The sequence below is a fragment of the Actinoplanes sp. NPDC023936 genome (assembly GCF_040639325.1).
Taxonomy (GTDB): domain Bacteria; phylum Actinomycetota; class Actinomycetes; order Mycobacteriales; family Micromonosporaceae; genus Actinoplanes.
This window is the reverse complement of sequence record NZ_JBEZZR010000058.1, coordinates 1-26,143: the sequence shown is the minus strand read 5'-3', so window position 1 is coordinate 26,143 and position 26,143 is coordinate 1. Positions and strand designations below refer to the sequence as shown.

The following is a 26,143-nucleotide window of genomic DNA, read 5'->3' as shown; positions in this document are numbered from 1 at the left end:
CGTTCCTCAGTCCTTCACGGCGCCGGCTGTCACACCGGCGGCCACGTAACGCTGGGCCAGGATGAGCAGCAGCGTCGCGGGGATGGACGCGATCACGGCGGTCGCCATGATCGCGTTCCACTGCTGGTTGTTGTTGCCGATGTAGTGGTAGATGCCGAGGGTGATCGGCTGGTGGTCGCCGCCGCCGTCGAGCGTGGTGGCGAACACGAAGTCCGACCACGCCCAGAGGAAGGCGAACAGGCTGACCGTGACGATCGCGTTGCGGGAGACCGGCAGGATCACCGATCGGAACGTGCGCCAGGTCGAGGCGCCGTCGATCCGCGCCGCGTTGATCAGCTCGTCCGGGATGCCGGACATGAACGCCGTGAAGATCAGGACGCCGAACGGGACGGCGATCGTGGAGTCGGCGAGGATCAGGCCGCCGATCGTGTTGAGGACGCCGAGGCGCAGGTAGATGGCGTAGAAGCCCATCGCCATGATGACGCCGGGGATCATCTGGGCGATCAGCAGGACGAAGCTGAGCGCGCCACCGCCCTTCGGGCGCAGCTTCGCGAGGGCGAAGCCGGCGGGCGCGGAGATGAGCAGGGTGAGCGCGACGGTGCCGAGCCCGATGAGCAGACTGCTGCCCAGGTACGGCATCTGCTGGTCGACGACGGCGCGGTAGCCCTCGAGAGTGCCGTTCCAGGGGAACAGGTGGGGTGGATCGGCGCGCATGTCGGTGTCTTTGGTGAACGACACGTTGATCATCCAGTAGATCGGAAACAACATGATCGCCGTGAAGATCAAGCCGAGGCCGGTCTTGACGTGTTGACGCGTCACGATTGGCTCCGCTGAATGCGTATGTACAGCAGGCCGAAAATCAACGCCATCAGAATCAACAGGTTGCCGACCGCCGCGCCGGGGCCGAACTCGGGCAGCAGATTGCCGAACGACAGTCGATACGACCACGTCGCGAACGTCGTGGACGCGTCCGCCGGTCCACCCTTCGTCATGATCCAGATGATGTCGAACACCTTGAGCGTGTAGACCAGCCCGAGCAGCAACGTGATCGCCGAGACCGGGCGCAACAGCGGGAACGTCACGCGCCAGAACCGCTGCCAGCTCGTCGCGCCGTCGATGGCGGCCGCTTCGTGCACGTCGGCCGGGATGGCTTGTAGTCCGCTGTACAGCACGACCAGGTTGAAAGGGATCCCGATCCAGATGTTCGCGATGATGACGCTTGTCAGCGCCCAGTCCGGCGACGTCAACCAGTTGACTGGATCAACATGGAGTGCAGTCAACACGTAATTGATGACGCCAGAATCACTATTGAGCATCCATGTCCATGTTGACGCGCTGACAATCAACGGAAGCAACCACGGCACGAGGAACAAGGCGCGCAAGGTCGCCGACAATCTGAAGTTCTGCGCGAAGAACACCGCCAGCGCGAGCCCGATGGCGAACTGGAACGCGATCGACACGAACGTGAACACGAGCGTGTGCAGCAACGCCGGCCCGAACGCCGGATCGGCGAACACGTCGCGATAGTTGTCCAGTCCACTGAACGGCGCGTCACCGCGGACGAAGCTGCGGACCGTGTAGTCGCGCAGGCTCAGATCAAGATTGCGGTACAGCGGGTAAGCATAGAACGCCACCAGATAGATCACGACCGGCGCGAGAAACGCCCATGCCGCCCAGTTGCCCCTGCTCGTCACCGCGTTCCTGCGTCGCCGGCCCCCGGTCCCCGTGACCGCCTCATCGGCAGGCGCGGGAACCCGGGTCATCACGTCCTGAGCCATCGTCATCGCGTCGCGGCGGCCGCGGCGGTCTGGGCGGTGGTCAGCGCGTCCTGCGGTGACGCCGAACCGCTGAGCGCGGCCTGGAACGCCGTCCACATCGGCTGGGAGATCTTCGGGTACTTGGTGCCGAGGTCGTCACTGGTCCGGCCCTTGGCCGCCGTGACCGCCTCGACCCAGACCTTGAGCTCCGGGTTCTCGGCGACCTGCTTCTGCTGCACCGCCTCGGTGGCCGCGATGTACGACAGCGTGGTGTCCGTCGCGAACGCGTTGTCGGCGCTGCTCAGGCAGCTGATCAACTTCTCGGTGACGGCATACCGCGCGGTGTCGTCCTGCACCGGCGCCGTCACGAACTCACCACCGGTCGGCGCCGGGGCGGTGCCTCCGGCTTGCGACGGGATGGGGATGATCCCGTACTCGAAACCGGTCTTCTTGGCGTTGGCCAGCTGCCAGGTGCCGTTCTCGCTGAACGCGAAGTCCCCGGTGGCGAACTCCTGCCAGCTGGTGGTCTGGGTGTTGTTGAGCACCGAGTTCGGCGCGTAGCCCTTCTTCAGCCAGTCGGTCCAGAGTGTCAGCGCGGCGACGCCCTGCGGGGAGTCGAGCCGGGTCAGGTCGGCGCCCGCACCCCAGAACCAGGGCAGGAACTGGAAGCTGCCCTCCTCGGTGCCGATCGCCGAGAACGTGATGCCCTTCTTGCCGGCAGCCTTCACCTTCTCCAGCGCCGCGCTCAGACCGCCCCAGTCCTTGATGCCGGCCGGGTCGACACCGGCCTTGTCCAGGACGCTCTTGTTGTAATAGAGCGCCAGGGTGTTGGCGCCGATCGGGATGCCGTACGTCTTGCCGCCGGCCTGACCGGCGGCGAGGAGGTTCGGCTCCACAGCCGACGTGTCGACCTTGAGCTCGTCGGTGGTGGTCAGCACGCCGGCGTCGGCCAGGGTGGACACCACCGGGTTGTCCACGATCAGCACGTCGGGCGAGTTGCCCTGCTGGGCGGCGAGCAGCGCCTTGTTCGTCAGGTCGGTGGTGTCGTAACCGGTGCGCTCGACCGTCACCCCGGCGTCGGTGCCGCACCGGGTCAGCAGCTTCACCCAGTCGGAGCCGTCGTCGAACTGGGGATACGGGTCCCAGACGGTGTAGTCGCCGGTGGGGGCGGCGCCGGAGTCGCCGGTGGAGTCGTCGGTGGAGGACGAGCAGCCGGCCAGCAGACAGGTGGCGATGAGCAGGGCCGACAATGGTTTCCGCATATCAGGACCCCTCAGAGAGGTGGCAAGGAAATCGATTGCCTAGAAGCTAGGTAGCCCCTTGCTCGCATGTCAAGGGCGGGTTACGGTCGCATTACGTCGGCATTCAGGAAACTACGAGGTCGGCGCAGGAAACTGAGGAGGACCACTGAGTACCATCGATCGCGCCGTCACCATCAGCCAGGTGGCGGCGCTCGCGGGGGTATCCACCGGAACGGCGTCCAAGGCGCTCAACGGGAGAGGCGCCCTGCGACCAGAGACCCGCCTGCGGGTGCAGCAGGCCGCCGAGCAACTCGGCTTCGTCGCCAACGCGGCCGCGCGCAGCCTGCAAACCGGCCGCACCTACACGGTCGGCATGATCACCACCGACAGCATCGGCCGGTTCAGCATTCCGCTGCTCATCGGCGCCGAGGGCGCGCTCGGCGCGGGCCAGATGTCGGTCTTCCTCTGCGACGCCCGCGACGACCCGATCCGCGAGCAGTACTACCTGCGTACGCTGCTCAGCCGCAAGGTGGACGGCATCATCGTGACCGGCCGCCGCACCCAGGCCCGCGCGCCGATCGGCGTCGGCCTGCCGGTGCCGGTCGTCTACGCGTTCATCAGCTCCGCCGACCCGAGCGACTGCTCGGTCATCCCCGACGAGGCCGACGGCGCCCGCCGCGCCGTGCGGCACCTGCTCGCGGTGGGCCGGCGCCGGATCGCCCATGTCACAGGTCCCGAGCACCACCACTCGGCGACCGTCCGGGCCCGGGCCGCCGCCGACACCCTGACCGCCGAGGGGGTGCAGCCGGCCGCGCCCACGCTCTACGGCGAGTGGAGCGAGGCGTGGGGCCGCCAGGCCGCCGGCATCCTGCTCTCCACCGGCGCGGACGTGGACGCGGTCTTCTGCGGCAGCGACCAGATCGCCCGTGGGCTGGTGGAGGGTCTGCAGGGTGCCGGGCGGGCGGTGCCGGGCGATGTGGCGGTCGTCGGTTTCGACAACTGGGACGTCATGGTCGACGGCTGCCGGCCGGCCCTGACCAGCGTGGACATGGACCTGGAGGGAATCGGGCGGTCGGCCGCCGAGCTGTTGCTGGCCAAAATCAACGGCGAGCAGGTGCACGGGCCGCGCGCCCGCCCCTGCCACCTGGTCCCCCGAGCCTCCACCGCCGTCTGACCACCCCACCACTCCGCTTGCCCGCCGCCGCGCACTCGCCGCCCGCTACCGCGCACCCGCCGCCGTCGTGCCGTACACCAGGTGGACGCTCATGTTCGTGGTTCAGGACATGGACCGAGCCGGACGCCTTAGTAGGATGCACCGCGACGAGGGAGGGCGATGGCGCAGCTGCCGTATCGATCGGAGCGTGTCCCGGTCTCGTCCGGGCAACTGGGCGGATGGCGCGGCGTCAAGGTCGGCACCACCGTGCGGCTCGACGGCCCGTGCCCGGCCTGCCGGCACCCGACACGTGTGGTCGCGTCGCTGACCAGCACGTCGCTGGAGGGGTTCGAGCCGGCCACCGGGCTCACCGTCGCATTCGTCTGCAACTGCGGCAAGGAGCATCGCGGCCAGCCACCGGAGCCGCCGCAGGGCTGCGGCCGGAGCTGGTCGGCGACCGCGACGATCGGTGACGACGGCACGGCGAGCCTGGCGCCGGTCGACGATCCGCAGCTCGTCGAGGCGGCCGAGGCGTTCCGCCTGGCGCAGACCGGCCAGCTCGATCGGCTCCGGAGCGCCGCCGAGAAGTGGATCGCCGGGATCACGGCCCTGCTCGGGCTGCTCGGCGTCGCAGGCATCGGTTTCGGCGCCGAGCAGGTGCGCAAGCTCGGCGTTCCAGGACGCATTTCCCTGGGTACGGTCATCGCCCTCGCGATCCTCTCCGGAGCGGTGGCGATCGCCCTCGCCTACCGGGCCGCTTACGGGTGGCCCCGCCGCCGGTCGGTCGCCGATGACACGGAGCTGCTGGCCTGGCACGCCGACCAGCAGGCGCTGCCCGCGGCGGTGGCCGGGCAGCTGCGGAACGCCGTGACGGTGGCCGGCGTGGCGCTGGCCCTGCTCACGGTGGCGGCCGGGCTGCTGTGGTTCCTGCCGGAGGCGAAACCGGCGGCGCCGCTGGTGAAGGTGTCGACCGCCGAGGAGGCCGTCATCTGCGGCACGCTGCTGAGCTCACGCGCCGACGGGTCGATGCGGGTGCGGCGCGCCGACGTCGGTGCGGTGGAGACGGTGCCGCTGGCCGGGGTGGCCCGGGTGGTCACCGTCGCCAAGTGTTGAGCAGGGCGGTCACGGCCGCCAGGCGCTGAAGACCGGCGCGGCCGGGACGGCCCGGTTGTAGGCGGGCACGTGCCACGGCTCGCGGTTCGGGTCGCCGGCCTGGTGGATCGCGGCGAGCTCCAGCCCGAGGGTGAAACACGGCGACCCGGACGAGCCGGCCTCGGTGTTCGCGGTGTGCCTGAGGCGGGTGCCGTTGCTGTTCAGCTCGGACACCCGGCCGAACGCCAGCCGCAACGGCTCGCCCATGAGGTGCTGCAGAACCAGCAGGTCGTCGCCGGCGCGCAGCGGCCCCCGGTGGACGGCCTCGATCCAGCCGCGCCGGTCCGCGCCCGGCTCGGCGTCCGCGCCGATCGGCTGCTCCCCCGGTTCGCCGGCCACCCGGAGAACCGCGAAGTCCAGCTCGCCGGGCGCGGGAACCTCGGTGGACTCGCCCTCGAGGTCCTCGAAGGCGCTGGTCGGCGCGGACCCGGCCAGCCAGTCGCCGGCCAGCCCGAAGACCGTGCCGGGCAGCGCCGCGCCGGCGGTGTGCTTGTAGTCGAACCGCAGGCCCACGTCGCCGCTCGCGACCCGGCCGTCGATCAGCGGGCGCACCACGTGGTAGCTGGTCATGCAGAGATCCGGGCCGACCAGGAAGCCGGTCCCGAGGGGTGTCACGCCGGTCGGGGTGCGGCGTTCGATCCGGCAGATCTGGCCTTCGAGCAGGCCCAGCGCGGCCCGGAACCGCGCCGGGTGGATGTCCGGGGCACGGGTGTCGAGGATGCTCTCCAGATGACCGCCGGTCTCGGCCGTCAGGTGCAGGCGCCCGGCCACCGCGACCAGGCCGGGATGGGCGGGACGGGACTGGCGGGCCGCCGTGACCAGCCGCGGGAGCCACCCTTCCGAGTCGGCCGCCATGATCAGGTCGAAGACGATCGACTCGTAGTCGCTCTTCATGGAGATCCGGTGACGGTGCTTGCCGAGCCGGTAGAACAACATCTGGTCGAGCCGGTCCGGCAGGAACGCGTCGAGCAGAGCCTCGCTGAGGTGGCGAGCGGTCACGCCGTCGATGGCCACGTCACGTCTCCGATCCACCGCCGGGCGGCGGGAGGTGGTAGAGCTGGATGAACTGCACGTCCTCGTCACGGACGCCGATGACGCCCCGCCCTCGCGGCATCGGCCCGGCGAACCCGGCCGGGATCGACATCTCGGTGGCCGGTCCGGGCAGGACGACGCTGTCGGAGGAGAGTTCCCGCAGCCGCATGAGGATCGGGTCGGCCACGGACATGACGGTGTACTTGTGGGCGATCACGAGGTGCAGCCCGATATCACGGCCGTGCACGAGGTACGGCATGAGCCGCCGCAGCGGATCACGCTCGCCCCCGAGGTCGTCGTAGTCGTCCACCAGGACGAACACTTCCGGGCCGTCCCACCACGAGCGGGCGCGCAGTTGCTGAAGAGTCAGGTCGGGGCCGGGAAGGCGCCCTTCGACGAGTTCGACCACGGACTCGACGTGGCCGGCGATCGCGCCGGGCGTGATCAGGAAGATGACGGCGGACCCGGCCGGGAACTGGTGCGACAGCGTCGCCGCGAGTGCCCGCAGGAACGACGTCTTGCCCCGGCCCGGATCGCCGGTGAGGAGGAAGTGCGAACTCCGGCGGAAGTCGATGTGCAGCTGCTGAAGGCGCTCGTCCCCTCTGCCGATCGGCACCCGCAGGCGGTCAGAGCTCAGCTTGATCAACTCGTACGGCAGCTGGTCCGGCAGCATCGGGATCCGCCGCGCCGGTGAACCCGCCCAGGCCTCGGTGATCGCCCGGGCCAGCGGATCCGGCCACCGATCGCTGCTGAACCCGGGCCGCAGGACGAGGAAGTCCATGGCGTCACCGGACGGCCCGGCCACGATGCCGCGACCGACCTGTCGCGGCACCGTCCGGGCGACCTGCGGATCCACGATCGACATGGCCGGGTCGTCAAGGCGCAGTTCCAGCCGTGATCCGAAGACCTCCACCGGTAGCCAGATCTCCGCCCACTCCCGTGCCGCGGCGATCAGGTGGACGCCCTGGGCCGATCCGTCGGCGACCAGGTCGGTCACCACGTCCCGCAGGTTCGGGAACCGCTCCGCGAAGACGGCGCAGTCGTCGATGATCAGGAAGACCTCGCCGAAGTCATCGTCGCGGCCGCGCAACTCCCGCCGGCGCACCAGCTGGTTGAGGTACAGGACGGTCCGGCGCACCTGGTGCGCGTCATAGTCGTCGACCACCCCACCCACATGCGGGAGATCGCGCAGCTCGCCCGCCGACCCGGCCAGATCACCGAGGCAGTAGACCTGCACCTCGCGCGGCGTGTGCGTCAGAGCCAGCGTGTAGACGAACGTCCGGATGGCGGGAGACTTGCCGGATAGGTGAGCGCCGACCACCGCGACATGGCCGCGGTCGCCGGACAGTTCGAACCACAGGAGGTCCTGGCGCTGCTGACGAGGCTGGTCCCACAGCGCGATCGGCACCTGGAGAGCGCCCCGCAGCCCGTCATGATCCGTGAAGTGCAGGCCGCGCTCCGGTGTCACGCCGACCGGGCCGAGCACCTCGTCGAGGGCGGCCGGCCGGGTGAGCGGCGGCAGCCACACCGGCCGGGCCGGCGGACCGGAATCCTGGAGGATGTCGACGATGAGGTCCAGCGAGCGGGCACCGGGGTGAGAGTCCAAGGCCGGGCCGGTGAGCCGGGCGGCCCGGAAGCGGATCGCCGGACCGGGCCCGGCGTTCAGGTACCCGGTGCCGGGCTCGTCCGGCAGCTCGTAGGCCTCCGTCGTGCCCAGGGCCAGGCGGGACTCCTGCGCCGAGTCGGTCCGCAGGGCGATCCGGTAGGAGAGGTACGTCGCCAGGTCGCCGAGCTGCTCCTCGGTCAGGCGGCGGGCGGAGAGCAGCAGGTGGACGCCGAGCGACCGGCCGGTCCGCCCGATGCGGCGGAACACCTGCCGGACCGAATCCGGGCCGGCCGCCAGCAGCTCGGTGAACTCGTCGCAGATCACCACGAGGGTGGGCAGGCGTGCCAGCTGCCGACCGTCTCGCCGGGACCGCTCGTAGTCCTGGGCGCTCGCGAAGCCTCCCGACTCCCGGAGCAGGTCCTTCCGGCGATTCAGCTCGCCGTCGAGAACCTCCACCAGGCGATCGATCATGGCCGGGTCGGCGATCAGCTCGGTGGCGGTGCCGGCGCTGTGCGGCAGGCGCGCCAGGTCGCCGAACGTGGTGTTCCAGCGGCTGTCGACGAGCAGGAGGTTGAGCCGCTCCGGGGAGTGCGTGATCGCCAAGGCGGTCACGATCGTGCGCAGCAGCTCGTGCCGTCCGGACCCGCCGGACCCGATCACCAGGCCGTGCGGGCCCATCCCCCGCTGCGCGGCCTCCTTGAGGTCGAGGTCGACCGGTTCGCCGGCGGGCGTCGCACCGATCGGGACGCGGAGGAAGTCGCGGTTGGTGCGCGGCCGCTGGACGGTGCGGACCATTTCTCGCAATGCCATCGGATTGAGGGCGAGGAGGTCCAGGAGGCTGACGTCACGGTCGTCGTTCTGCGGGACGGGCGAACCCCCGTACCGGAAAAGGGGCCGCAGCGTGTCGCTGACCTCGGCCGCCAGCGCCGCGACAGCGGCATCGTCGCTCTCCCCCAGGCCGCGCAGGCGCTCCATGATCTCGCCGATAGGGGCGCCCGGCAGGAGGCCGAGCTGGCCCAGGGCGCGGACGGTGTCCGGCGACGGCCGCTGCTCGGCGAGGCGGGCGTAGGTCTCGGCCATGTCGCCGGGTGACTCGGTGAGGCGCTCGCGCATCGCGACGAACCAGTCCGGGCCGAAGGTCTCCCGGCCGGCGGCGGCCTGTTGCGCGTTCGCCAGCCAGTCGGCGGCCCGCGCCGGTTCGACGATGCTCAGCGCGGTGAGGCGTTGCGCGTATTCGAGCTCGCGCGGCTGCCACGGGTCGGCCTGATTGGTGTACTGCTCCAGCAGCAGCGCGACCTTCGTCAGGCGGTCGACGCCGTAGGCCGCGTCGAGACCGGCGAGCAGCAGGCCGCGCAGCTGCGGATCGACCTGGTAGAGGTCGGGGCCGGCCGGGGCGAAGAGCGCGGAGTTGAGCAGCTCGGCCTCGACCTCGTGTCCGAGAATGGTCGGCGGGTCGAGGAAGAAGTTGATCCTCAGCAGGTGCAGCAGGCCGACGTCGAGGACGGCCGGGACGGCGGCGTGGCAGGCCAGGTCGAGGGCGCCCGGCGGGAGCGCGGTCCGGGCCTGGTAGAGCAGGCTTGTCGACGGCGAGGTGCCGGTCCACGTGCTCATACCGGTCGCTCCGTGCGGCGGGGCCGGCCGCGCAGCGCGTCGACGGCCCGGTGCAGGCCCTCGGCGGTGAGCTCGGACATCGGCACGTGCCGGGCGATCTGCTCGGCGGTCGTGCCGGGCCAGCGGGCGGCCGGCACCGGGTTGATCCAGGCGACCGGGCACCGCAGCGCTTTGATCATGGCGATGGTGCCGACCAGGCGGGCGGTCTGCAGCGTGCCGCGCGCCGCGCCGCCATCGCTGACGATCACCGCGACCGTGCCGGGCGCGGTCTCCGCCAGGACCGAGGCGAAGGTACGCGGTTCGGTCAGCTCCGGGTCGGCGTAGAGGCGGCCGGCGGACGACGGGGCGATCCGGGCGAGGATCGGGTCGAGTTCCGGGCGGAACGGGTCGGGCAGCTCCCGCAGCAGGGCCGTGTCGGCGCGGGTGCTCGGCAGGTTGCGGAAGTACCAGGTGGCAATGGATTCCAGCCGGCCCGCGTGGTGGATCTCGCGGATCAGGTGCTGGACGAAGTTTCCGTACGGTGTCATCGAGCCGGAGCGGTCGACGAGCAGCATCAGCCGTGCGGTGTTGCGGCGCGGGGGGATCAGAATCGGTCCGCTGAAGACGCCGGTACGGCTGTACCTGTCGATCGTGGCATCGACGTCGACCTCGGTGGCCGCGCCGTACCGGACCGGCCGCCGCAGCCGCCGCCAGGTCTGGGCGATCTCCCGGGCGGTCAGCGGGTACTGCGGGGCCACGGTGAGCCCGGAGTCGAATTGTCCCGTGCTGGGTGGCATCAGGGACATCCCGGTCATCCGGTGGACGGTGGGAATGTCACGGGGCGGCGGCTTGTCGGCGGGCGGCGGGCTTTCCGGCAGGGATACCGGGTCGGACATTTCGCTTTTATCTATATTTATCTGCTCTACCGTGGTTCCGGAATCCTCCACCGGCACGGCGTCGTCCCACCGCGGGATGTCCGCCCCGGCCAGCACCGCCCGGATCGTCTCCTGCTCGCTGACCGATTTCGCCCACAGGCTGACGCAGAGCGCCTCGAAGTCGCGCGCCGAGGCGATGCCGAAACCCGCGGCGAGCGCCGACCGCAGCGTCAGGCAGTCGTCCAGGCCGATCGGCAGTCCGCGCCGCCGCAGCCGCACGACCAGCTGCCGCACGAACTCCGGCGCGCCGGCGCCGGGAGCCGCCGGCCCGGTCACCGCCGGCCGAGCCGTTCCGCCGCCCGCACCTGGTCGGCACGCTGTTTGAGCAGCGCGTCCGGGTAGGGCAGCCCGGCCACCTCCTCGGCCGGCGTCCGGACCGCCTGGAGGAAGCCGGCCCAGTCGAGCAGCTCGCTGAGCCCCGGCCGCCGCGCGAAGTCGATCTGCCGCAGCCGGCCGATCACGTCGATCACCGCCTCCCGCAGGTCCGGCCGGGTCACCTCGTGCATGGTGAGGATCGCGTCCAGGTCGGCGGGGTCGTCCGGGAACTCGATGTAGTGGAAGACGCAGCGCCGCAGGAACGCGCCGGGCAGCGCCTTCTCCTCGTTGTTGGTGACCACGATGATCGGCCGCAGGTCCGGGCGGTCGCGCGGCACGGCGTAGCCCCAGCCGGGCACCTCGTCGACGGTGAACGCCAGCTCGTCGAGCTCGCGCAGCAGGTCGTTCGGGAAGTCCAGGTCGGCCTTGTCGATCTCGTCGATCAGCAGCACCGACCGGTGGCCCTCGTGGGCGCGGGCGATGACCCGCCCGAGCGGCCCGAGCCTGATGTACGCCCGGGCGTCGTCCCCCTTGGTCCCCCACCGGCGCAGCTGCGCGTCGTGCAGGCGGCGTACCGCGTCGTACTGGTAGAGCAGGTCCCGTCCCTTGCTGGTGGACTTGATGTGGGCCTGTTCGAGGGGCAGCCCGAGCGCGTACGCGATGGCGTGCGCCAGCCTCGTCTTGCCGACACCGGGATCGCCCTGCACGAGCAGCGGCCGGCCGAGACTGATCGCCAGGTTCACGGCGGAGGCGAGTTGCGGCGTGAACCGGTACGGCTCCTGCTCGACCGTGACGTCCTCGATGGTCCGGGACGGCGGAAGCGTCTCCTCCGGGTTGAACCACAACGAGGTGTCAACACGGTGACGGGTCTGCACGGCTCCCCCACTCCTCAAGGTGCTGCCTGAACTCCGCCGGCGCCCGGCGGAAGTCGCGGATCGAGCGGTCCATCGCCTCGAACAGCCGCCGCATGTCGAGATCGTCGCCGTCGCCGCACTGGCCGGCGATCTTCGTGGCCCAGAAGTCGGCGAGCGTCGGCGGCCAGCCCTTGCGGGACACGATCTGCTGCGCCCACAGCGTCAGATCGGTCTCGTCGGCGGCCGGAGCGGGCAGCGCCACGACGCCGTCCGGATAGCCGCCCGCCCGGACGCCCACGTTGACGAACAACGCGACGAACGTGAACTCGTGCGCGCCGAAGTGCCCGCGGATCCCGTCCCAGAACGCGGCGACGGCCGGCGCGCTCGCCCCGTCGATCAGGATCGGGCAGACCACGTTCGCCAGATCCAGGTCGGGCCGGTAGTCGAGGATCTGTTTGAGCTGGTAGTCCACGGTGCCCATGTCGGGGCGCAGGCTCAGCCAGTACTTGCACTCGGTCTCGCCGAGGCAGTGCGGCAGCCACGAGCACAGTTTCCGGACCACCGACTCCTCGGCGCTGTGCAGCCCGAACCCCAGCACCCGTCCCCGGTCCCGCCGCTTCGCCGTCACGATCGCCCGTTTGATCGGGTCCAGGTCGAAGAACGCGGTGTCCAGCATCCGATGGTCGTCCGGCGCCGCCGGGGCGCCCGGCTCGGCCAGCGCCCGCAGCGCCGGGTTCCCCGGCCGGTCCGCGACGGCCGACTGGATCAGCGACGGCAGCCAGCCCTGGCTCTCGGCGGCCTGGATCAGCTGGAACACGACCATGGGCAGGGGCCGGCGCGGGTCGGCATGGTGCGACAGCCGCCGGTCCAGGGAGTACAGCAGGAGGCGCTCAAGATCATCCATGCTGCGGTAGGCGTCCAGGATCGCCGCTTCGACGCGCCGCAGCTGATCGCCGGTAATCTCGCCACCCCCATCGACCATTATGGTCTTTCCTGTGAGCAGCGTAACGGTGGTGGGCGCGGGCGTGGTCGGCATGAGCATCGCGCACGAGCTGGCGACGGCCGGCCATCGCGTGCGGATCCTGGCCGCCGAGCCGGCGGGCGCCGGGGTGTCCGCGGTCGCCGCGGCGATCTGGTTCCCGCACGACGTCCACCGCTCGGCCGCGGTCCTGGACTCGGCGGCCGTCGCCTACCAGCGGTTCCAGCGGCTGGCCACCGCCCCGGCGACCGGCGTCCAGATGCGAGCCGGGACGGTGATCACCCGCCGGCCCGATCCCGATCTGTCGTGGACCAGCGCCGTCCCGGAGCACACGATCCAGCCCGGCGGCGTGCGCTGCGTGGTGCCGCTGATCCAGACCGACGTCTATCTCGCCTGGCTGCGCGCTGCCATTCACGATCTCGGGGTACGGGTCGAGACCGCGACCGTGCGATCCCTGCCCGAGGACGACGTGGTCGTCGTCGCGGCCGGCATCCGGTCGGCGGAACTCCTCGGCGACACCGACGTCTTCCCGATCCGTGGCCAGGTGGTGCGGCTCGCCAACCCCGGCCTCACCGACTGGATCACCGACGAGGACAACCCGGACGGTCTCACCTACGTAGTGCCGCGCCGCGACGACGTCGTCTGCGGCGGCACCGGCGAGCACGGCAACTGGAGCACGCAGCCCGACCCGGCGATCGAAGAGGCGATTCTCCGACGGGTACGGGCCCTGGTCCCCGAGCTGACCGGCCAGCCGATCCTGTCCCGGGCCGCCGGGCTGCGTCCGGGCCGGTCGAGCGTCCGGGTCGAGGCGGTTCCCGGCCACGGCCGGCCGGTCTTCGCGTGTTACGGCCACGGCGGCGCCGGCTTCACCCTCTCCTGGGGGGACGCCGCCCGGATCGCCGCGATGGTCGCCGGAGAGCAGTAGACCGACTGATGGCGGATCCCGCGCCGGCTGGTCGGCGCCGATCCGGGGACGCTGCCGCTGAGCCGGGCGCCGCAGCGGCCGAGCACCACGCCGACGCTCAACGAGTACGGCCGTGACCTCACCGAGGAGGCTCGGCACGGCAGGCTGGACCCGGTGATCGGCCGCGCCGACGAGGTGGAACAGACGATCGAGGTGCTGTCCCGGCGTACCAAGGTCACGGCCGCCGACGGCCGGCTCGCGATGACGACGTCGCCGGCGTGACAGGCTCGTGGGCCGGGGTCCACCCGGCCCACGAGCACCCTTGTCTCAGCTTTGTCTCAGCCGGCGGACGCCTTGACCTCCAGCAGTCCGACGGACGCGCTGCCGCTGGTCAGCGCGACCCGTAACCGGGTCGTGCTGACCTGCCCGAACGTGACCGAGTTGTACTGGTCGGCCGCGATCGGATAGCCGCTCGCCGACGGGACGTCCAGATAGGCGCTGCCGTTCCAGTACTGCAGCTTCCAGGACGCCGGCAGGTCGATGCCCTGGCCGTCGTCGAAGAAGTACACCTGCGCCCGCCGCAGCGAGACCGCCGTCGGCCAGGTCAGCTCGGCCCACTGCTGGCCGGTGTTGGGCCAGGTCCCCCACCGCGGGTTGACGGTGTCGTTGGACGACGGCGGGTCGATGCCGTCGTTGATCGCCGCGACGCTCTCCCACGCCGACGTGTACGACGCGCTCGGGGTGGCCGACGACGCCAGGTTCGGATCCGGCGGCACCACCGTGCCCCGGTGGTAGAGCTTCAACTCGGTGAGACCGACCTTGGCGCTGCCGGACGGCTGGGTGAACATGATCCGCAGCCGCGACGTGCTCACCCCGGTGAAGTTGACAATGTTGAAGTTGGATTGCGGCGTCGCGGGTGTCTTGACTTGACTTGACGCGTCAACCCATGTTGAGCCGTTCCAGTACTGCACGGTGTACGCGGTCGGCGGCCGGTACCGATTGCCGGCCCGGTCGTTGCGGAAGTACACCCACGCCTGGTCAACGGATCGCGCCGTGCCGAAGTTGACCTCGTACCAGTCGGTGGCGTTGGTGCTGCCGTGACTACCCCACAGCGGCGAGGTCGTCGGCAGCCCGTCGATCGCGCCGGCCGTCGTCGTGCCGGCCGTGGTGTAGGACGCGGACGCCGTCGCGCCGGACGCCAGGTTCGGCGTGGCCGAGGTCAGGTCGACGCCGGCCTTGCGGAACACGTCCACCATCCGGGTGCTGCTCTGCACCACGTTCTGCGGCGCCTGCAATCCGGAGAACGCCACGTTGTACGACACCGTCCCGGTCGTGGTCACCGCGCCGGTGGCCGGGTTGTAGGTGAACGGCGCCAGCTGATTGATCGTCGCCACCCGCGTGCCGTTCAGGAAGATCGAATAGCCCTGCGGCACCCCGGCGTACCGGGTCACGCCGTCCGCCGGGTCGTCCCAGACCACCGACAGGTTGGCGTTGCGGTAGCGCAGGTTGTTGACCGCGAAGTGCGACCACCCGATGTTGATCGGCGACAGTTCGATCTGCGTGTCGTTGCGCGGCCGCAGCCCCGCCACGTCCTCGATGATCGTCCAGTTGCTGCTGCCGAGGATGTTGTGATGGATCCACGAACGGTAGGTGATCGCGCTGCCGTTCCAGTCGGCCCAGAACTCGTTCGCGTCCGGCCACGCCGTGTTGCCGTCGACGTACTGCGCCCAGGCGTTCCAGTAGAGCAGCTTCTTGTAGTCCTCGGCGGTCATCCAGGAGTTCGGGTAGGTGCGCAGCGCCTGCGAGTAGAGCCGGAACTGCACCGTCGAGTTGATCGTCGAGAAGTTGTTGCTGCCCGGGTTCCCGGCGGCGGCCGCGGCCGCCTTGTCCACCTGGTTCGCGGTGTAGAACGGGAAGATCGGGTACTGCGCCGGCTCGGCGAACAGCCGCAGCGCCTCGCGGTACTGCGCGGTGTTCGGCATCAGCCCGACCGCGTACGGATAGTAGTTGTTGATCTCTTTCCACGGCACGTGCGTGTTGGTCGCCACGTGCTTGTGCTCGAGGAGCTGCCGCGACGGGTTCCACAGCGTGCTGATCACGCCGGTGCGGATCCGGTCGGCGAGGGTCTGCATCTCGGTCGCCTTCGCCGTGTTGCCGAGCAGCGTGTAGGCGTCCCGGGCGGCGTTGGCGGCGCTCCACACGTACGCCGTCTCGGCCCGGTCGAGGTTGCCCTCCCGCCAGTGGAACGACACCGCGTCGGCGTCGTTGCCGGTCATCGCGCCCCAGTTGTACTCGATCACCCCGTTGTTGTTGGTGTCGTACGTCGCGAGCTGCCCCTTCGCGTCGCCCTCGGCATACCGCGCGAAGTTCGTCAGCATGGCCGGCTGCCCGCCGTGGATCTGGTACGCCCGCCAGGCCGCCTCCGCGATGTACTGCGTGTACGAGTTCGACCAGTTCTCCGGGTCGCCCGGGTTGTCGACGAAGCGGCCGTTCGCGGAGTACTGGCCGACCGCGAGGTACGGCCCGTAGGCGTACTCCGGGCTGCGCAGATACTTGAGGTCGTCGATGTGCATCGGCTGGGTCAGCGCGATCGCGTTGTTGTACCCGGTCACGCCCTCGATCGACTGCGGGAACTGGAAGTCCTGCCCGGGAATGTCCGCGTCCAGGTGGTTGAAGCGCATCAGCCACCAGCGGTAGTAGATGTTCTTCTTGATCGCCGCGTCCGGCACGTCGATGTAGGGCACGTTCTCGGCCCACCACCTGTTGTACGCGCGGACGTGCGTGGCGAACGCGTCGGCCGCCGACCGCGCCCGGTACGCGTCGTACTCGGTCCGGGACTGCGGTATCTCGTTGGCGATCATGCCGAGCTGGACCTTGACCGCGACCGTCGCGCCGGCCGCGACCGTGACTGATCGGGTGAGCGCGCCGCTCGCGGCCGTGAAGCCGTCGCCGGACAGGCGCGGGTAGAGGGTCGTCAGGTTGTTCTTGACGGCTCGGGTGCCGGTCAGCTCGCTGCCGCTCACGGTGGTCGCATACGGCGACGTGGCGTTCATGGTGATCGTCGCTGAGGCGCTGCCCGTATTGACGACGGCGACGTTGGTGATCAACACGTTGTTGTCGGTGATGAACTTGGTGACGTCGAGACGTATTGATCCGCTCGTGTGCACACTGCGCCAGTGACTCGGCGTCTGGCGTCGCTGCGCGGTCTGTTCGGTGAACGTGCCCGGCGAGGCCGTGATCGCGTACGCGTTCTGACTGCTGATGTTGTCCCAGTACGCCGCGCTGCCGCCGAAACCGATCACCGCGGGGTTGTGGGTGTACATGAAAGCGGCGCGGCCGCGCGTCATGAGCCACGGGCCGGCCGGGTCGTTGCCCGTGCGGGCGAGGAGACGGTCCATCCAGAAGTCGGTGCCGGAGGACTCGGCGTCGTAGATGGCTCTCATCGTGTCGCCGGTCGAGTAGCCGACGGGCGGCGCCGGAATTGATCCGGCGTTGGTGAACGTGGGATAGCCGATCATCTGGGCCGCCCGCGCCGGCGACGATGTGACGGTGAGGCCGGCGACGATCAGGAGCAGGCCGGTGGTGTACGCGCACAGGCGGCGAGCGGCCGTGTGGAGCGATCGCGTCTTCATGCTTGGAACGCCTTCCACTCGAGCACACCGGTGGAGTAGCCACTGCGCGAGGTGATCTGAAGCCGAAGACGTGTGGTGTTGACGGTGTTGAAGGTAATCACGTTGTCAACATGTGCAGTCGTTCCACATGTTGACTGGCCGGCAATGTTGACATATTGACTGCCGTTCCAATACTGCAGTTCACACGATGCGGGCACGTCGATGCCCTGGTTGTCGTCGAACCAGTAGACCGACGATCTATTGACGGACCGTGCGGACGACCATCGATACTCGATCCATTGCGTGCCCTGCTGCGGCCAGTTGCCGTACACCAGACTTGATCGGTCCTGTGAATTGACCGGCGTGCCACCGTTGTTGATCGCCGACAGGCTCTCCCACGGCGATACATACGACGTCGACGCTGTCGCAACCGGCGCGATGTTCGTGCCACTGCCGCCACCACCGCCGCCGCCCGTCGTCGGCACGACGCGCTGGATCGTCCCGTCGGCGTTGAAGTACAGCTTGTCGACCGCCACCGACCTGCGGAAATTACCGCCACCGGGCGCATCGGCCGTGTGATAGACGAGGTACGACTGTCCGTTCAACTCGACGATTCCAGCGTGATTCGTCGTTGACGACACCTGCCCGAGCACGATCCCGCGATGCGTCCACGGCCCCAGTGGATTCGTCGCTGTCGCATACCGCTGGCAGGCGTAGTTCGTGTTGACGACACAGCCGTTCGTGTCGTTCGCGGCGTACATCATGTAATACAGCCCGTTGCGCTTGAACATCCACGGGGCCTCCCAGTAATTCGTGAGACCTTGCGGCGTCACGACCGGCCCCACCGTGTCGATCATGTTGGCGGCCAGCTTCACCGCGCGCGGCGCCCAATACCCGCCCCAGTACATGTAGGCCTGGCCGTCGTCGTCCACGAACACCGTCGGATCGATGTTGAGCCCCGACGAGTTCGGTGTGCTGTCACTGATCAGCGGCCCGCCCTTGGCGTCGGTGAACGGGCCGAGCGGCGAGTCGCCGACCGCGACGCCGATGTTCATCCATCCCGGACCGTTGCCATTCACCGACGTGTACCAGTAGTACTTGCCGTTGCGGGGCTCCACCTCGCCGGCCCACGCGTCCGCGCCGGCCCACGGGAACGTCGCGATGTTCGCCCGCGCGCCGTGATGCGTCCACGTGTTCGCGTCGGTGGACGACAGCACGTGCCATTCGCGCATCACGAAGTTGTTCGTGCCGGCCGGCGCCTCGTCCCGGCCGGCGTAGACGTACATGGTGTTCCCGACCACGAGCGGCGCCGGGTCGGCGGTGTAGATGCTGGTGATGATCGGATTGGCGGCGTGCACGGGCACCGCGGCCACGGCTACCGCCGTGATCACCCCGCACGCGCCGGCCAGCCACTTTCTGACCGACATGGCGCTCCTTAAACGAAACGACGGACCGGGTGGGCCCCGGCCGGAAACCGGGGCCCGGACAATCAGGTCAGTAGCCGTAGCGGCTCTTGAGATGCCGCCACCAGTCCCGGAACATCCAGGCGTCGAACTCGGTGATCGACGGTGAGCTGCCGGCGCGCATGATGAAGTTGCTGACGCCGCTCGGGGTCCAGTCGTAGAAGTCGTCGAGACCCCAGGTATGACCGATCTCGTGCAGCAGGATGGTCATGTTCGCCGCGTTGATGTTGTTCATGAAGTACTCGCGGCCCATCCGCTGGCCCCAGTCACCGCCGGCGCCGCCGCCGAAGCCGTCGGTGAGCCACAGTGACTGGTCGTAGTGCCGGGTGTATCCGCCGGGGCAGTTCGGGTACTGCCCGTTCTGGTTGAAGAAGCGCCCGCACGGCACCGAGCACTGCGGGGCGTTCTCCCGGATGTCGTTCACGTAGATGTCCACCGACGTGTCGCTCCACTGCAGCTGGGAGCGGTTGCGCACGGCCCAGCCGACGACCCGGACCGGCACATCGGTGTACGGCCAGGCGTTGTGCCCGACCAGTTCGTCCATCCACTTCTTGTGCTGCCGGGCCAGGGCGGCGTGGACGGCGTCACGCTGGGCGGCCGTCACCGTCGCCGTCGAATCCCAGCGCACGCAGTAGTTGATGTAGCCACGGTTGGCCATGACCTGGTCCCAGCCGTAGTTGCGGAACCCGTACAGATTGCCGTTGTTGTAGGTCTGCTCCTGGTGCTGCCAGACCTGGTTCAGCGGCGTGACGAGATTCGACGGCGGGCTCCAGGTCGGCGGTGCGGCCTGCGCGGCGGCCGGAGCCATGACGATCGCCAGCAGTACGGCGATCATGACGCGTATCTTCACGGAACCTCCTTGATCGACATCTATCGATGTCCTGGATGAGATTGCGCCCGCCGATTTCCGGGTGTGCGAGATCGCCGGGCGGGCCCCGTCCCTGTGCCCCAAGTGGTGCTTCCGCCTGCCGGTGAGGCTGCCTTACGAAAAGGTTTTCGGCAAGGTGTTCATCGTGTTACGAATAGATTCCGGTAAACGGTCGAGCTGCTGGGAGCGGCTATGGGACGGCGACGCAGCCAGGCGGTGACCCTCGCCGATGTGGCACGCCGCGCCGGCGTTTCGGTCGCCACAGCGTCCAAAGCGATCAATGCGAAGGACCAGGTCGCGGCGGCCACCCGGGAGCGCGTGCTGCGCGCGGCCGCCGACCTGTCGTTCTCCCCCGGCGGGCGCACCCGGGCCATCGGCCTGCTCACCGACGAGCGCGGCGGCCGGTTCGCCATGCCGATCCTGCTCGGCGCCGAGACCGCGATCGGGCGGCTCGCCGGGGAGCGGATGTCGGTGCTGCTCTGCGACGCGCGCGGGGACGCCGGCCGGCAACGGTACTACCTGACCGTGCTGGCCCGGCAGGTCGAGGGCTTCCTCGTGCTCGGCGACGACAACGACCTGCGCCCGCCCCTGCCGCGCGACATGCCGGTGCCGGTCGTGTACGCCTACACCGAGTCCGACCGCCGTGGCGACACCTCGGTCGTCGCCGACGACGAGGGCGGCGCACGGCTGGCCACCGAGCATCTGATCGATATCGGTCGCAGCCGCATCGCCCACATCACCGGCCCGGAGACCTACCGGGCCGCCCGCGCCCGGGCGAGCGGCCTGCTGACCGTCCTCGGCGGCCACGGACTGCGTCCCGCCGGAGGTCAGCCGCGCTACGGCGAGTGGTCGCAGCGCTGGGGCCGGGAAGCCGCCGGCGAGCTGCTGACCGCCGCGCCGCACACCGACGCCGTCTTCTGCGGCAACGACCAGATCGCCGCCGGGGTGGCACAGACCCTGCGCGAGCTCGGCCGCCGCGTCCCCGACGACGTGGCGCTCGTCGGCTACGACAACTGGACGGAGTTCGCCGCGGACTGCCGCCCGCCGCTCACCACGATCGACCTGAACCTGGAGCAGCTCGGCGCGACAGCAGTCCGCCATCTGGTCGCGGCGCTCGGCGGCCGGCCGGCCCCCGGCGTCCACCGCCAGCCGTGCGAGCTGGTGATCCGGGAATCCACCGGCCGACGCACCTCGGCGTAGACACTCGACCGCGCCGCCAGGGTCGGCACGAGCGGCCAGGTAACACCCGCCATCTGGCGGGCAATTTCCGCCGCGTGGCGCTCGATCAGCCGCAGCCGCCCGGCCATCCTGGTGACACCGGTCACACTCCCGTGATCTCCCGTTAACCGCATCCCCGTGGAGGCCGCACATGACGACCGTCGTTCCGTTCGACCCCGAACTCGGCGCCGCACTGCTCGCCGTCGGCGACCAGATCCCGCCGTCCCTGACGGCGGAAATGATCCCGATGATGCGCCAGGGCACCGTGCTGGCCGCGGTCTCCGACGACGACCTGCGGCGCGACGGCCGGTTCACGGTCGAGGAACGCACCGTTCCCGGGCGCGCCGGCGACCCGGACATCTCCCTGCTGATCTGCCGGCCGACGGATCCCACCGGCATCCCCGGCTGCGTCTACCACACGCACGGTGGCGGCATGATCCTTGGCGACAACCGGGGCGGGGTCCCGGAGATGCTCGACTGGGCGGAGCAGTTCAACCTGGTGGTGGTCTCCGTCGAGTACCGCCTCGCGCCCGAGGCGCCGCACCCCGGCCCGATCGACGACTGCTACGCCGGCCTGCTCTGGACCGCCGCGCACGCCGGCGAGCTCGGCTTCGACCCGGACCGTCTGATCGTGGCGGGCGCGAGTGCCGGCGGCGGCCTGGCGGCGGCGCTGGCACTGATGGCCCGTGACCGCGGCGGCCCGGCCCTGCTCGGCCAGATGCTGATCTATCCCATGATCGACGACCGCAACGACACCCCGTCGGCGGTCCAGATGGCCGGCCGCGGCGTCTGGGACCGCACGTCGAACCGGACCGGCTGGGAAGCGCTGCTCGGCGACGCCGCCGGCGGCCCGGACGTCTCCCCCTATGCCGCGCCCGCCCGCGCGGCCGACCTGTCGAACCTGCCGCCCGCCTTCATCGACGTGGGCAGCGCCGAGACGTTCCGGGACGAGGACGTCGCCTACCCGAGCCGCATCTGGCAGGCCGGTGGCCAGGCCGAGCTGCACGTCTGGCCGGGCGCGTTCCACGGCTTCGACAGCATGGCCCCCGGCGCCGCGCTCTCCCGGGAGGCGAGGCAGGCCCGGGTCGGCTGGCTGAACCGCCTCTTCAACAAATAACCTCGACGGTATGAAGGACCTGGCCGTCCGCCTCGCCGCTCTCGACGCGGACGCCAGCGCGGCCGTGCAGGTGATCGCGTATTTCGACGGGCTCGTCGAGGCCGGCGCCGGCTTGCACAGCATCGTCCGTGGCGCGGCGGTGCTGGCGGGCTGTCCGGCACGCCTCGACGATCCGGCCCGGCGCGTGCACGTCCGCATGCTTCCCGACGGCGTCGCCAGCCCGTCCGCCGAGCCGGTCGACGATCGCTGGCCGGGCGTCCGGGCCGGCACCGCGACGCTCCGGCTGGAACGCACCGGCCGGCCCGGCCCGGTCGACCCGATGGTTCTGGAACGTGCCGGAGGCGCCGCGCGGACCGTTCTCGATCGCACCCGGGGCCGGGCCGCGGCCGCCGACGAGACGGCGCTCGTCGAACTGCTGCTCGACGCTGACGCGCCGTCCGACGCGCGGCTGCGCGCCGCGCGCCATCTCGGGCTCTCCGCGGACGCGCCGGCTGTGGCGGTGGTCCGGCATTCCGGTGGGGTACGCGTCCGCACCGTCACCGGCACCGCGCCCAACCCGCCGGACGGCACCCCGGCAACGCACCCGCACCGTCCCCAGCCCGGCGCGCACGTGACCGATTCAGCACCCTCGCGCCCAGTCCCGGCACCCTCGCGTCCCGTCCCGGCTCCGGAACGCGCCGGGATCGGCCCGCCCGTGCCGATCCTGGACCTGCCGGCCTCGCACCGCGCCGCCCGCGTCGCGCTGCGGTTCACCGCGGCCGGCACTGCCGACGACCCGGGCGAACCGGTGATCCACTACGACGAGCTCGGCGCTCTGGCGGCCCTCGCCACCGTCACCGATCCCGGCGCGGTGCCGGATGTGCGCGCCCTCGACCACGCCGCCGCGTCCGCACCGTGGCTGTTGCCGACCCTGCACGCGGTGGCCACCACGATCAGCCTGCGGGCCGCGGCCGCCCGGCTCCGGCTGCACCACTCGACGCTGCAGGACCGGGTGGCGCACGCCGAGCACCTGCTGGGCTGGAGCGTGCGCGAGCCGCACGGTCTGCTGCGCGCCCAGCTCGCGCTGGTCCTGCGCCGCCTGAGCCGCAACCCGTGATTGCCCGGTCCGGCCCCGGACTCGCCCGCGGCCGGATGCGTCAGTGGGCGACCGCCACGATCGTGCGGCCCTGCTCGACCGGGAGCCGGTGCGGACGCACCACCAGGAAGCAGACCAGGCTGGCGGCCAGCATGCCACCGAAGACGACGACCGCCATCGCGACCGCGCCGACGCCCAGCACGCCGACCAGCGGCGCGGCCAGGGCGCCCACACCGAACTGGACCGCGCCGAGCAGCGCGGCCGCGGTGCCGGCCGCCTCGCCGTGCCGGTTCAGCGCGAGGGCGGGAGCGTTCGGCATGACCAGGCCGACCATGGTGAGCACCAGCCAGAGCGGGATCAGGATGCCGGCCAGGCCACCGATGCCGGTGGCCGCCAGCACGAGCAGCACCAGGCCGAAGCCGAGGCCGGCCAGCAGCGAGGTGGCCAGAATCTGCTGCGGGGTCCAGCGGCGCAGCAGGCGCACGTTGAACTGGGTGGCGCCGATCAGGCCGACCGCGCCACCGGCGAAGACCAGCGCGAACTGCTGCTCGCTCATGCCGTACCCGTCCTGGAAGACGTACGACGAACCGCTCACGTACGCGAAAAGCGCGGCCATCGACAGACCCGCCACCAGGATCAGGCCCACGTAGACCCGGTCGGTGAACAGCCGCCCGTAGTCGCGGACCGTGCCCGCCACGCCACCGCTGCGGCGCAACGCCGGCGGCAGCGTCTCCGGCAGCACCACCGCCGACGCGGCCAGGAACGCCACACCGATCACCGTCAGCACCACGAACACGCCCCGCCAGGACGTCCAGCTCAGCACCAGCCCGCCGATGGTCGGCGCGAGGATCGGCGCCACACCGACGACCAGCATCAGCCGGGAGAAGAGCCGGGCCGCGGCCAGGCCGTCGAACAGGTCACGCACGATCGCCATCGCCACCACCGAGGCCGCCGCCGCGCCGAGGCCCTGCAGCACCCGCAGCGTGCCGAGGGTCGCCAGGTTCGGCGCCACCACGCAGAGCAGCGAGGCGAGGATGTGCACTGCCACGCCGGCGAGCAGCGGCTTGCGCCGGCCGATCGCGTCGGAGAGCGGGCCCACCAGGAGCTGACCGAGGCCGAGGCCGAGCAGGGTGCCGGTCAGGGTGAGCTGCACCGCCGCGGCGGTGGTCTGCAGGTCGGTGCTGATCGTCGGCAGCGACGGCAGGTACATGTCGATGGTGAGTGGCCCGAGCGCGGTGAGGAAGCCGAGCACGAGAACGATCCGGAACCGGCGCCCGAGCGGGAGCAGCTCTCCGGGCGTCAGGTCGTCGTCGGGCGGGGTGATGGTACGAGTCTCTGCCACGCCTTCGACAAGTTGCTCCGCGACCGGGTTCTTCCGCCCGCACCGCTTTGGTAACGGCTATCACAGCAAGCCCACTACCTGGTAATTCGCTTGCCGGCGAGGGCGGCGCACCGTGCGATCCGTCCGGGCCCTCAGTCGGGGTACCCGAACCACCGGGACAACCGCTCACCCAGCTCCTCCTGGTCGTCCCCGCACCAGGCGACATGGCCGTCCGGGCGCAGCAGCACCGCCACGGCGTCGATCTCCACACCCGGCTCGACGACGTGGTCCACCCGGTCGGCCCACCCGGCCACCGACAACCGCCCGGTCCGATCCAGCAGCAGCCCGCGCCCGCTCCGCAACAGCTCGTAGAGCCGCGCCCGCCCGACCGGCATGTCACGCAGGCGCCGCCCGATCGGAAACGGTCCCGGCCCCATGTCGTAGCGCACGCCGATCGCGGTGATCCGCTCGATCAGGAAGCGGGTCACCTCGTCGAAGTCCATCAACTCGGCGAGCAGCCGGCGGACCGCCTGCGGACCTGGCTCGGTGGCGAGCAGGTGCATCTGCGCCCGCGTGTTGTCCAGCACGTCCGCCGCGACCAGGCGACGCTCGGACTCGTAGCTGTCCAGCAGGCCGGCGGGCGCCCACCCGCGTACCGTGGCGGCCAGTTTCCACCCCAGGTTGAACGCGTCCTGAATGCCCAGGTTGAGCCCCTGCCCGCCGGTGGGCGGATGAACATGCGCGGCGTCGCCGGCAAGCAGCACCCGCCCCGACCGATAACGGTCAGCAAGTCGGGTGGCGTCGCCGAACCGGGACAGCCACCGCGGCTGATGCGCGCCGAGGTCGGTGCCGGCCGTCGCGCGCAACTGCTCGGTGAACTCGTCGAGGGTGGGCGGCTCGGCCGACACCCGGGCGGCCGGCACCAGCACCCGGTGAAAGCCGTCGCCGAGCGGCATCGCACCGAACCGCAGCTCAGTACGGCGAACCTCGGCATTGATCGCGGCCAGGGACTCCGGCGACACGGTCAGCCGCATCTCGCCCAGCAGCGTGTCGACACGGCTCGGCTCACCGGGGAACTCGACGCCGATCAGCTTGCGCACGGTGCTGCGCCCGCCGTCGCAACCCACCAGGAACGAGGACCGCAGCTCCGCCCCATCGGCCAGCCGCACCGTCACCCCGTAGTCGTCCTGACCGACACCGATCACCTCGTTCCCCCGCCGGATCTCCGCGCCCGCGGCGAGGGCGTGCTCCGCCAGCAGTCGATCAGTAACGGTCTGCGGAATCCCCAGGATGTATCCGTGCGCGGTATCCAGTTGTTCCGGCCAGGGCTTGACGATCCCGGCGAAATACCCGCCGCCCTCGTGCTTCGTGCCGTGTTCCAGGAACCGCTCCAGCAGCCCCCGCTGATCCATCACCTCGATGCTGCGCACATGCAGCCCGAGCGACCGCACCACCGGCGTCGGCTCCGGATCCCGCTCGAGCACCACCACGCCCACGCCGTACAGCCGGAGCTCGGCGGCGAGCATCAGCCCGGTCGGCCCACCACCAGCGATGATCACATCAATCATGGAATCCCCCCAGGTGGCCGATTCTGCGCCGTCACCCGGCCCTTGCCGCAAGCCCACCATCCCGGGATACGGTGGAGACAACGGACAAAACCGCAGCGGGGTGGGTGCCGACCGCCGCTCCCGCCGAGGCGCGCGCCGCATGCCATTCCCCGCGCGGCCCCCGCCAGCCGTAGCCGGCACAGGTAAATCAAGCCATGTTGACCTGCCGCAACGACGGCTCGCGACACCGAGCCGTAGCCGACGCAGCCAAAACACCGGGAACCTGCCCCAACGACGGCTCGCATCCCCCAGCCGTAGCTGTGAGTATGTTTCTTGTCTTCGGTGTTCGGGTTGACTCGAGCCGTAGCTGGCGCTGGTGCCTTGCGTGGGAACTGTCGCCTGGAA

General features: G+C 70.4%; 19 protein-coding genes. 6 read left to right on the top strand and 13 right to left on the bottom strand.

All coding sequences use genetic code 11. From position 1 onward, the window contains the following. Positions 1-6: 6 nt before the first annotated feature. The 3 genes from AB0F72_RS39685 to AB0F72_RS39675 are packed head-to-tail and all read right to left on the bottom strand — an operon-like array spanning position 7 to position 3,019. Positions 7-819, bottom strand: coding sequence for a carbohydrate ABC transporter permease (locus AB0F72_RS39685; RefSeq protein WP_360443559.1), 813 nt, complete (start codon positions 817-819; stop codon positions 7-9). Then, positions 816-1,778, bottom strand: coding sequence for a sugar ABC transporter permease (locus AB0F72_RS39680; RefSeq protein ID WP_360443556.1), 963 nt, complete (start codon positions 1,776-1,778; stop codon positions 816-818). The genes AB0F72_RS39685 and AB0F72_RS39680 overlap by 4 nt, the downstream gene beginning before the upstream one ends. 2 nt (positions 1,779-1,780) lie before the next feature. Continuing rightward, positions 1,781-3,019, bottom strand: coding sequence for an extracellular solute-binding protein (locus tag AB0F72_RS39675; RefSeq protein ID WP_360443553.1), 1,239 nt, complete (start codon positions 3,017-3,019; stop codon positions 1,781-1,783). 181 nt (positions 3,020-3,200) lie between these two features. Here AB0F72_RS39675 and AB0F72_RS39670 point away from each other — a divergent pair, with 181 nt between their 5' ends. Both AB0F72_RS39670 and AB0F72_RS39665 read left to right on the top strand, forming a co-directional pair. After that, on the top strand, positions 3,201-4,172 hold the full coding sequence (locus AB0F72_RS39670; protein WP_360443550.1) for a LacI family DNA-binding transcriptional regulator: 972 nt from the start codon (positions 3,201-3,203) through the stop codon (positions 4,170-4,172). Positions 4,173-4,331: 159 nt separating this feature from the next. Then, positions 4,332-5,264 (top strand): hypothetical protein, encoded by a 933-nt coding sequence (locus AB0F72_RS39665; RefSeq protein ID WP_360443547.1) that lies wholly within the window; start codon positions 4,332-4,334, stop codon positions 5,262-5,264. 9 nt (positions 5,265-5,273) lie between these two features. On the opposite strand, the gene AB0F72_RS39660 is transcribed toward AB0F72_RS39665, so the two are convergent. From AB0F72_RS39660 to AB0F72_RS39640, 5 genes are read right to left on the bottom strand one after another with little or no spacing between them, the layout of a single operon-like run. Next, the gene (locus tag AB0F72_RS39660) at positions 5,274-6,317 is read right to left on the bottom strand and encodes an effector-associated domain EAD1-containing protein (RefSeq protein ID WP_360443544.1); all 1,044 of its coding nucleotides are present in this window, start codon (positions 6,315-6,317) and stop codon (positions 5,274-5,276) included. 1 nt (position 6,318) lies between these two features. After that, positions 6,319-9,552, bottom strand: a complete 3,234-nt coding sequence (eccCb, locus tag AB0F72_RS39655; RefSeq protein ID WP_360443541.1) for a type VII secretion protein EccCb — start codon at positions 9,550-9,552, stop codon at positions 6,319-6,321. Then, positions 9,549-10,742 carry a VWA domain-containing protein gene (locus AB0F72_RS39650; RefSeq protein WP_360443538.1) on the bottom strand — a complete coding sequence of 398 codons (1,194 nt, stop codon included), beginning with the start codon at positions 10,740-10,742 and terminating at the stop codon, positions 9,549-9,551. Before AB0F72_RS39650 ends, eccCb begins: the two co-directional genes overlap by 4 nt. Beyond that, complete coding sequence (locus tag AB0F72_RS39645; protein ID WP_360443535.1) at positions 10,739-11,656, bottom strand: MoxR family ATPase; 918 nt, start codon at positions 11,654-11,656, stop codon at positions 10,739-10,741. Before AB0F72_RS39645 ends, AB0F72_RS39650 begins: the two co-directional genes overlap by 4 nt. Beyond that, a complete protein-coding gene (locus AB0F72_RS39640) occupies positions 11,634-12,617 on the bottom strand; it encodes an effector-associated domain EAD1-containing protein (RefSeq protein WP_360443532.1) in 984 nt (327 codons plus the stop codon). The genes AB0F72_RS39645 and AB0F72_RS39640 overlap by 23 nt, the downstream gene beginning before the upstream one ends. 13 nt (positions 12,618-12,630) lie before the next feature. On the opposite strand from AB0F72_RS39640, the gene AB0F72_RS39635 reads away from it, so the two are divergent. Then, on the top strand, positions 12,631-13,539 hold the full coding sequence (locus AB0F72_RS39635; RefSeq protein WP_360443529.1) for an FAD-dependent oxidoreductase: 909 nt from the start codon (positions 12,631-12,633) through the stop codon (positions 13,537-13,539). 317 nt (positions 13,540-13,856) lie between these two features. On the opposite strand, the gene AB0F72_RS39630 is transcribed toward AB0F72_RS39635, so the two are convergent. From AB0F72_RS39630 to AB0F72_RS39620, 3 genes are all read right to left on the bottom strand, one after another. Continuing rightward, positions 13,857-17,150, bottom strand: coding sequence for a discoidin domain-containing protein (locus AB0F72_RS39630; RefSeq protein WP_360443526.1), 3,294 nt, complete (start codon positions 17,148-17,150; stop codon positions 13,857-13,859). After that, positions 17,147-18,502 (bottom strand): glycoside hydrolase family 43 protein, encoded by a 1,356-nt coding sequence (locus AB0F72_RS39625; RefSeq protein WP_360443523.1) that lies wholly within the window; start codon positions 18,500-18,502, stop codon positions 17,147-17,149. The genes AB0F72_RS39630 and AB0F72_RS39625 overlap by 4 nt, the downstream gene beginning before the upstream one ends. A 121-nt stretch (positions 18,503-18,623) precedes the next feature. Then, positions 18,624-19,442, bottom strand: coding sequence for a hypothetical protein (locus AB0F72_RS39620; RefSeq protein ID WP_360443520.1), 819 nt, complete (start codon positions 19,440-19,442; stop codon positions 18,624-18,626). A 210-nt stretch (positions 19,443-19,652) separates the two neighbouring features. On the opposite strand from AB0F72_RS39620, the gene AB0F72_RS39615 reads away from it, so the two are divergent. The 3 genes from AB0F72_RS39615 (at position 19,653) to AB0F72_RS39605 (ending at position 22,891) form a co-directional block, all read left to right on the top strand. Further along, positions 19,653-20,660: a LacI family DNA-binding transcriptional regulator gene (locus tag AB0F72_RS39615; RefSeq protein ID WP_360443517.1), complete on the top strand. Its 1,008-nt coding sequence runs from the start codon at positions 19,653-19,655 to the stop codon at positions 20,658-20,660. 169 nt (positions 20,661-20,829) lie between these two features. Continuing rightward, on the top strand, positions 20,830-21,795 hold the full coding sequence (locus AB0F72_RS39610; protein ID WP_360443514.1) for an alpha/beta hydrolase: 966 nt from the start codon (positions 20,830-20,832) through the stop codon (positions 21,793-21,795). A gap of 10 nt (positions 21,796-21,805) precedes the next feature. Then, positions 21,806-22,891 carry a helix-turn-helix domain-containing protein gene (locus tag AB0F72_RS39605; RefSeq protein ID WP_360443511.1) on the top strand — a complete coding sequence of 362 codons (1,086 nt, stop codon included), beginning with the start codon at positions 21,806-21,808 and terminating at the stop codon, positions 22,889-22,891. 40 nt (positions 22,892-22,931) lie between these two features. Here AB0F72_RS39605 and AB0F72_RS39600 read toward each other — a convergent pair whose 3' ends face one another. Continuing rightward, complete coding sequence (locus AB0F72_RS39600) at positions 22,932-24,212, bottom strand: multidrug effflux MFS transporter (RefSeq protein ID WP_360443508.1); 1,281 nt, start codon at positions 24,210-24,212, stop codon at positions 22,932-22,934. A gap of 131 nt (positions 24,213-24,343) precedes the next feature. Further along, on the bottom strand, positions 24,344-25,759 hold the full coding sequence (gene rox, locus AB0F72_RS39595) for a rifampin monooxygenase (RefSeq protein ID WP_360443505.1): 1,416 nt from the start codon (positions 25,757-25,759) through the stop codon (positions 24,344-24,346). Positions 25,760-26,143: the final 384 nt, after the last annotated feature.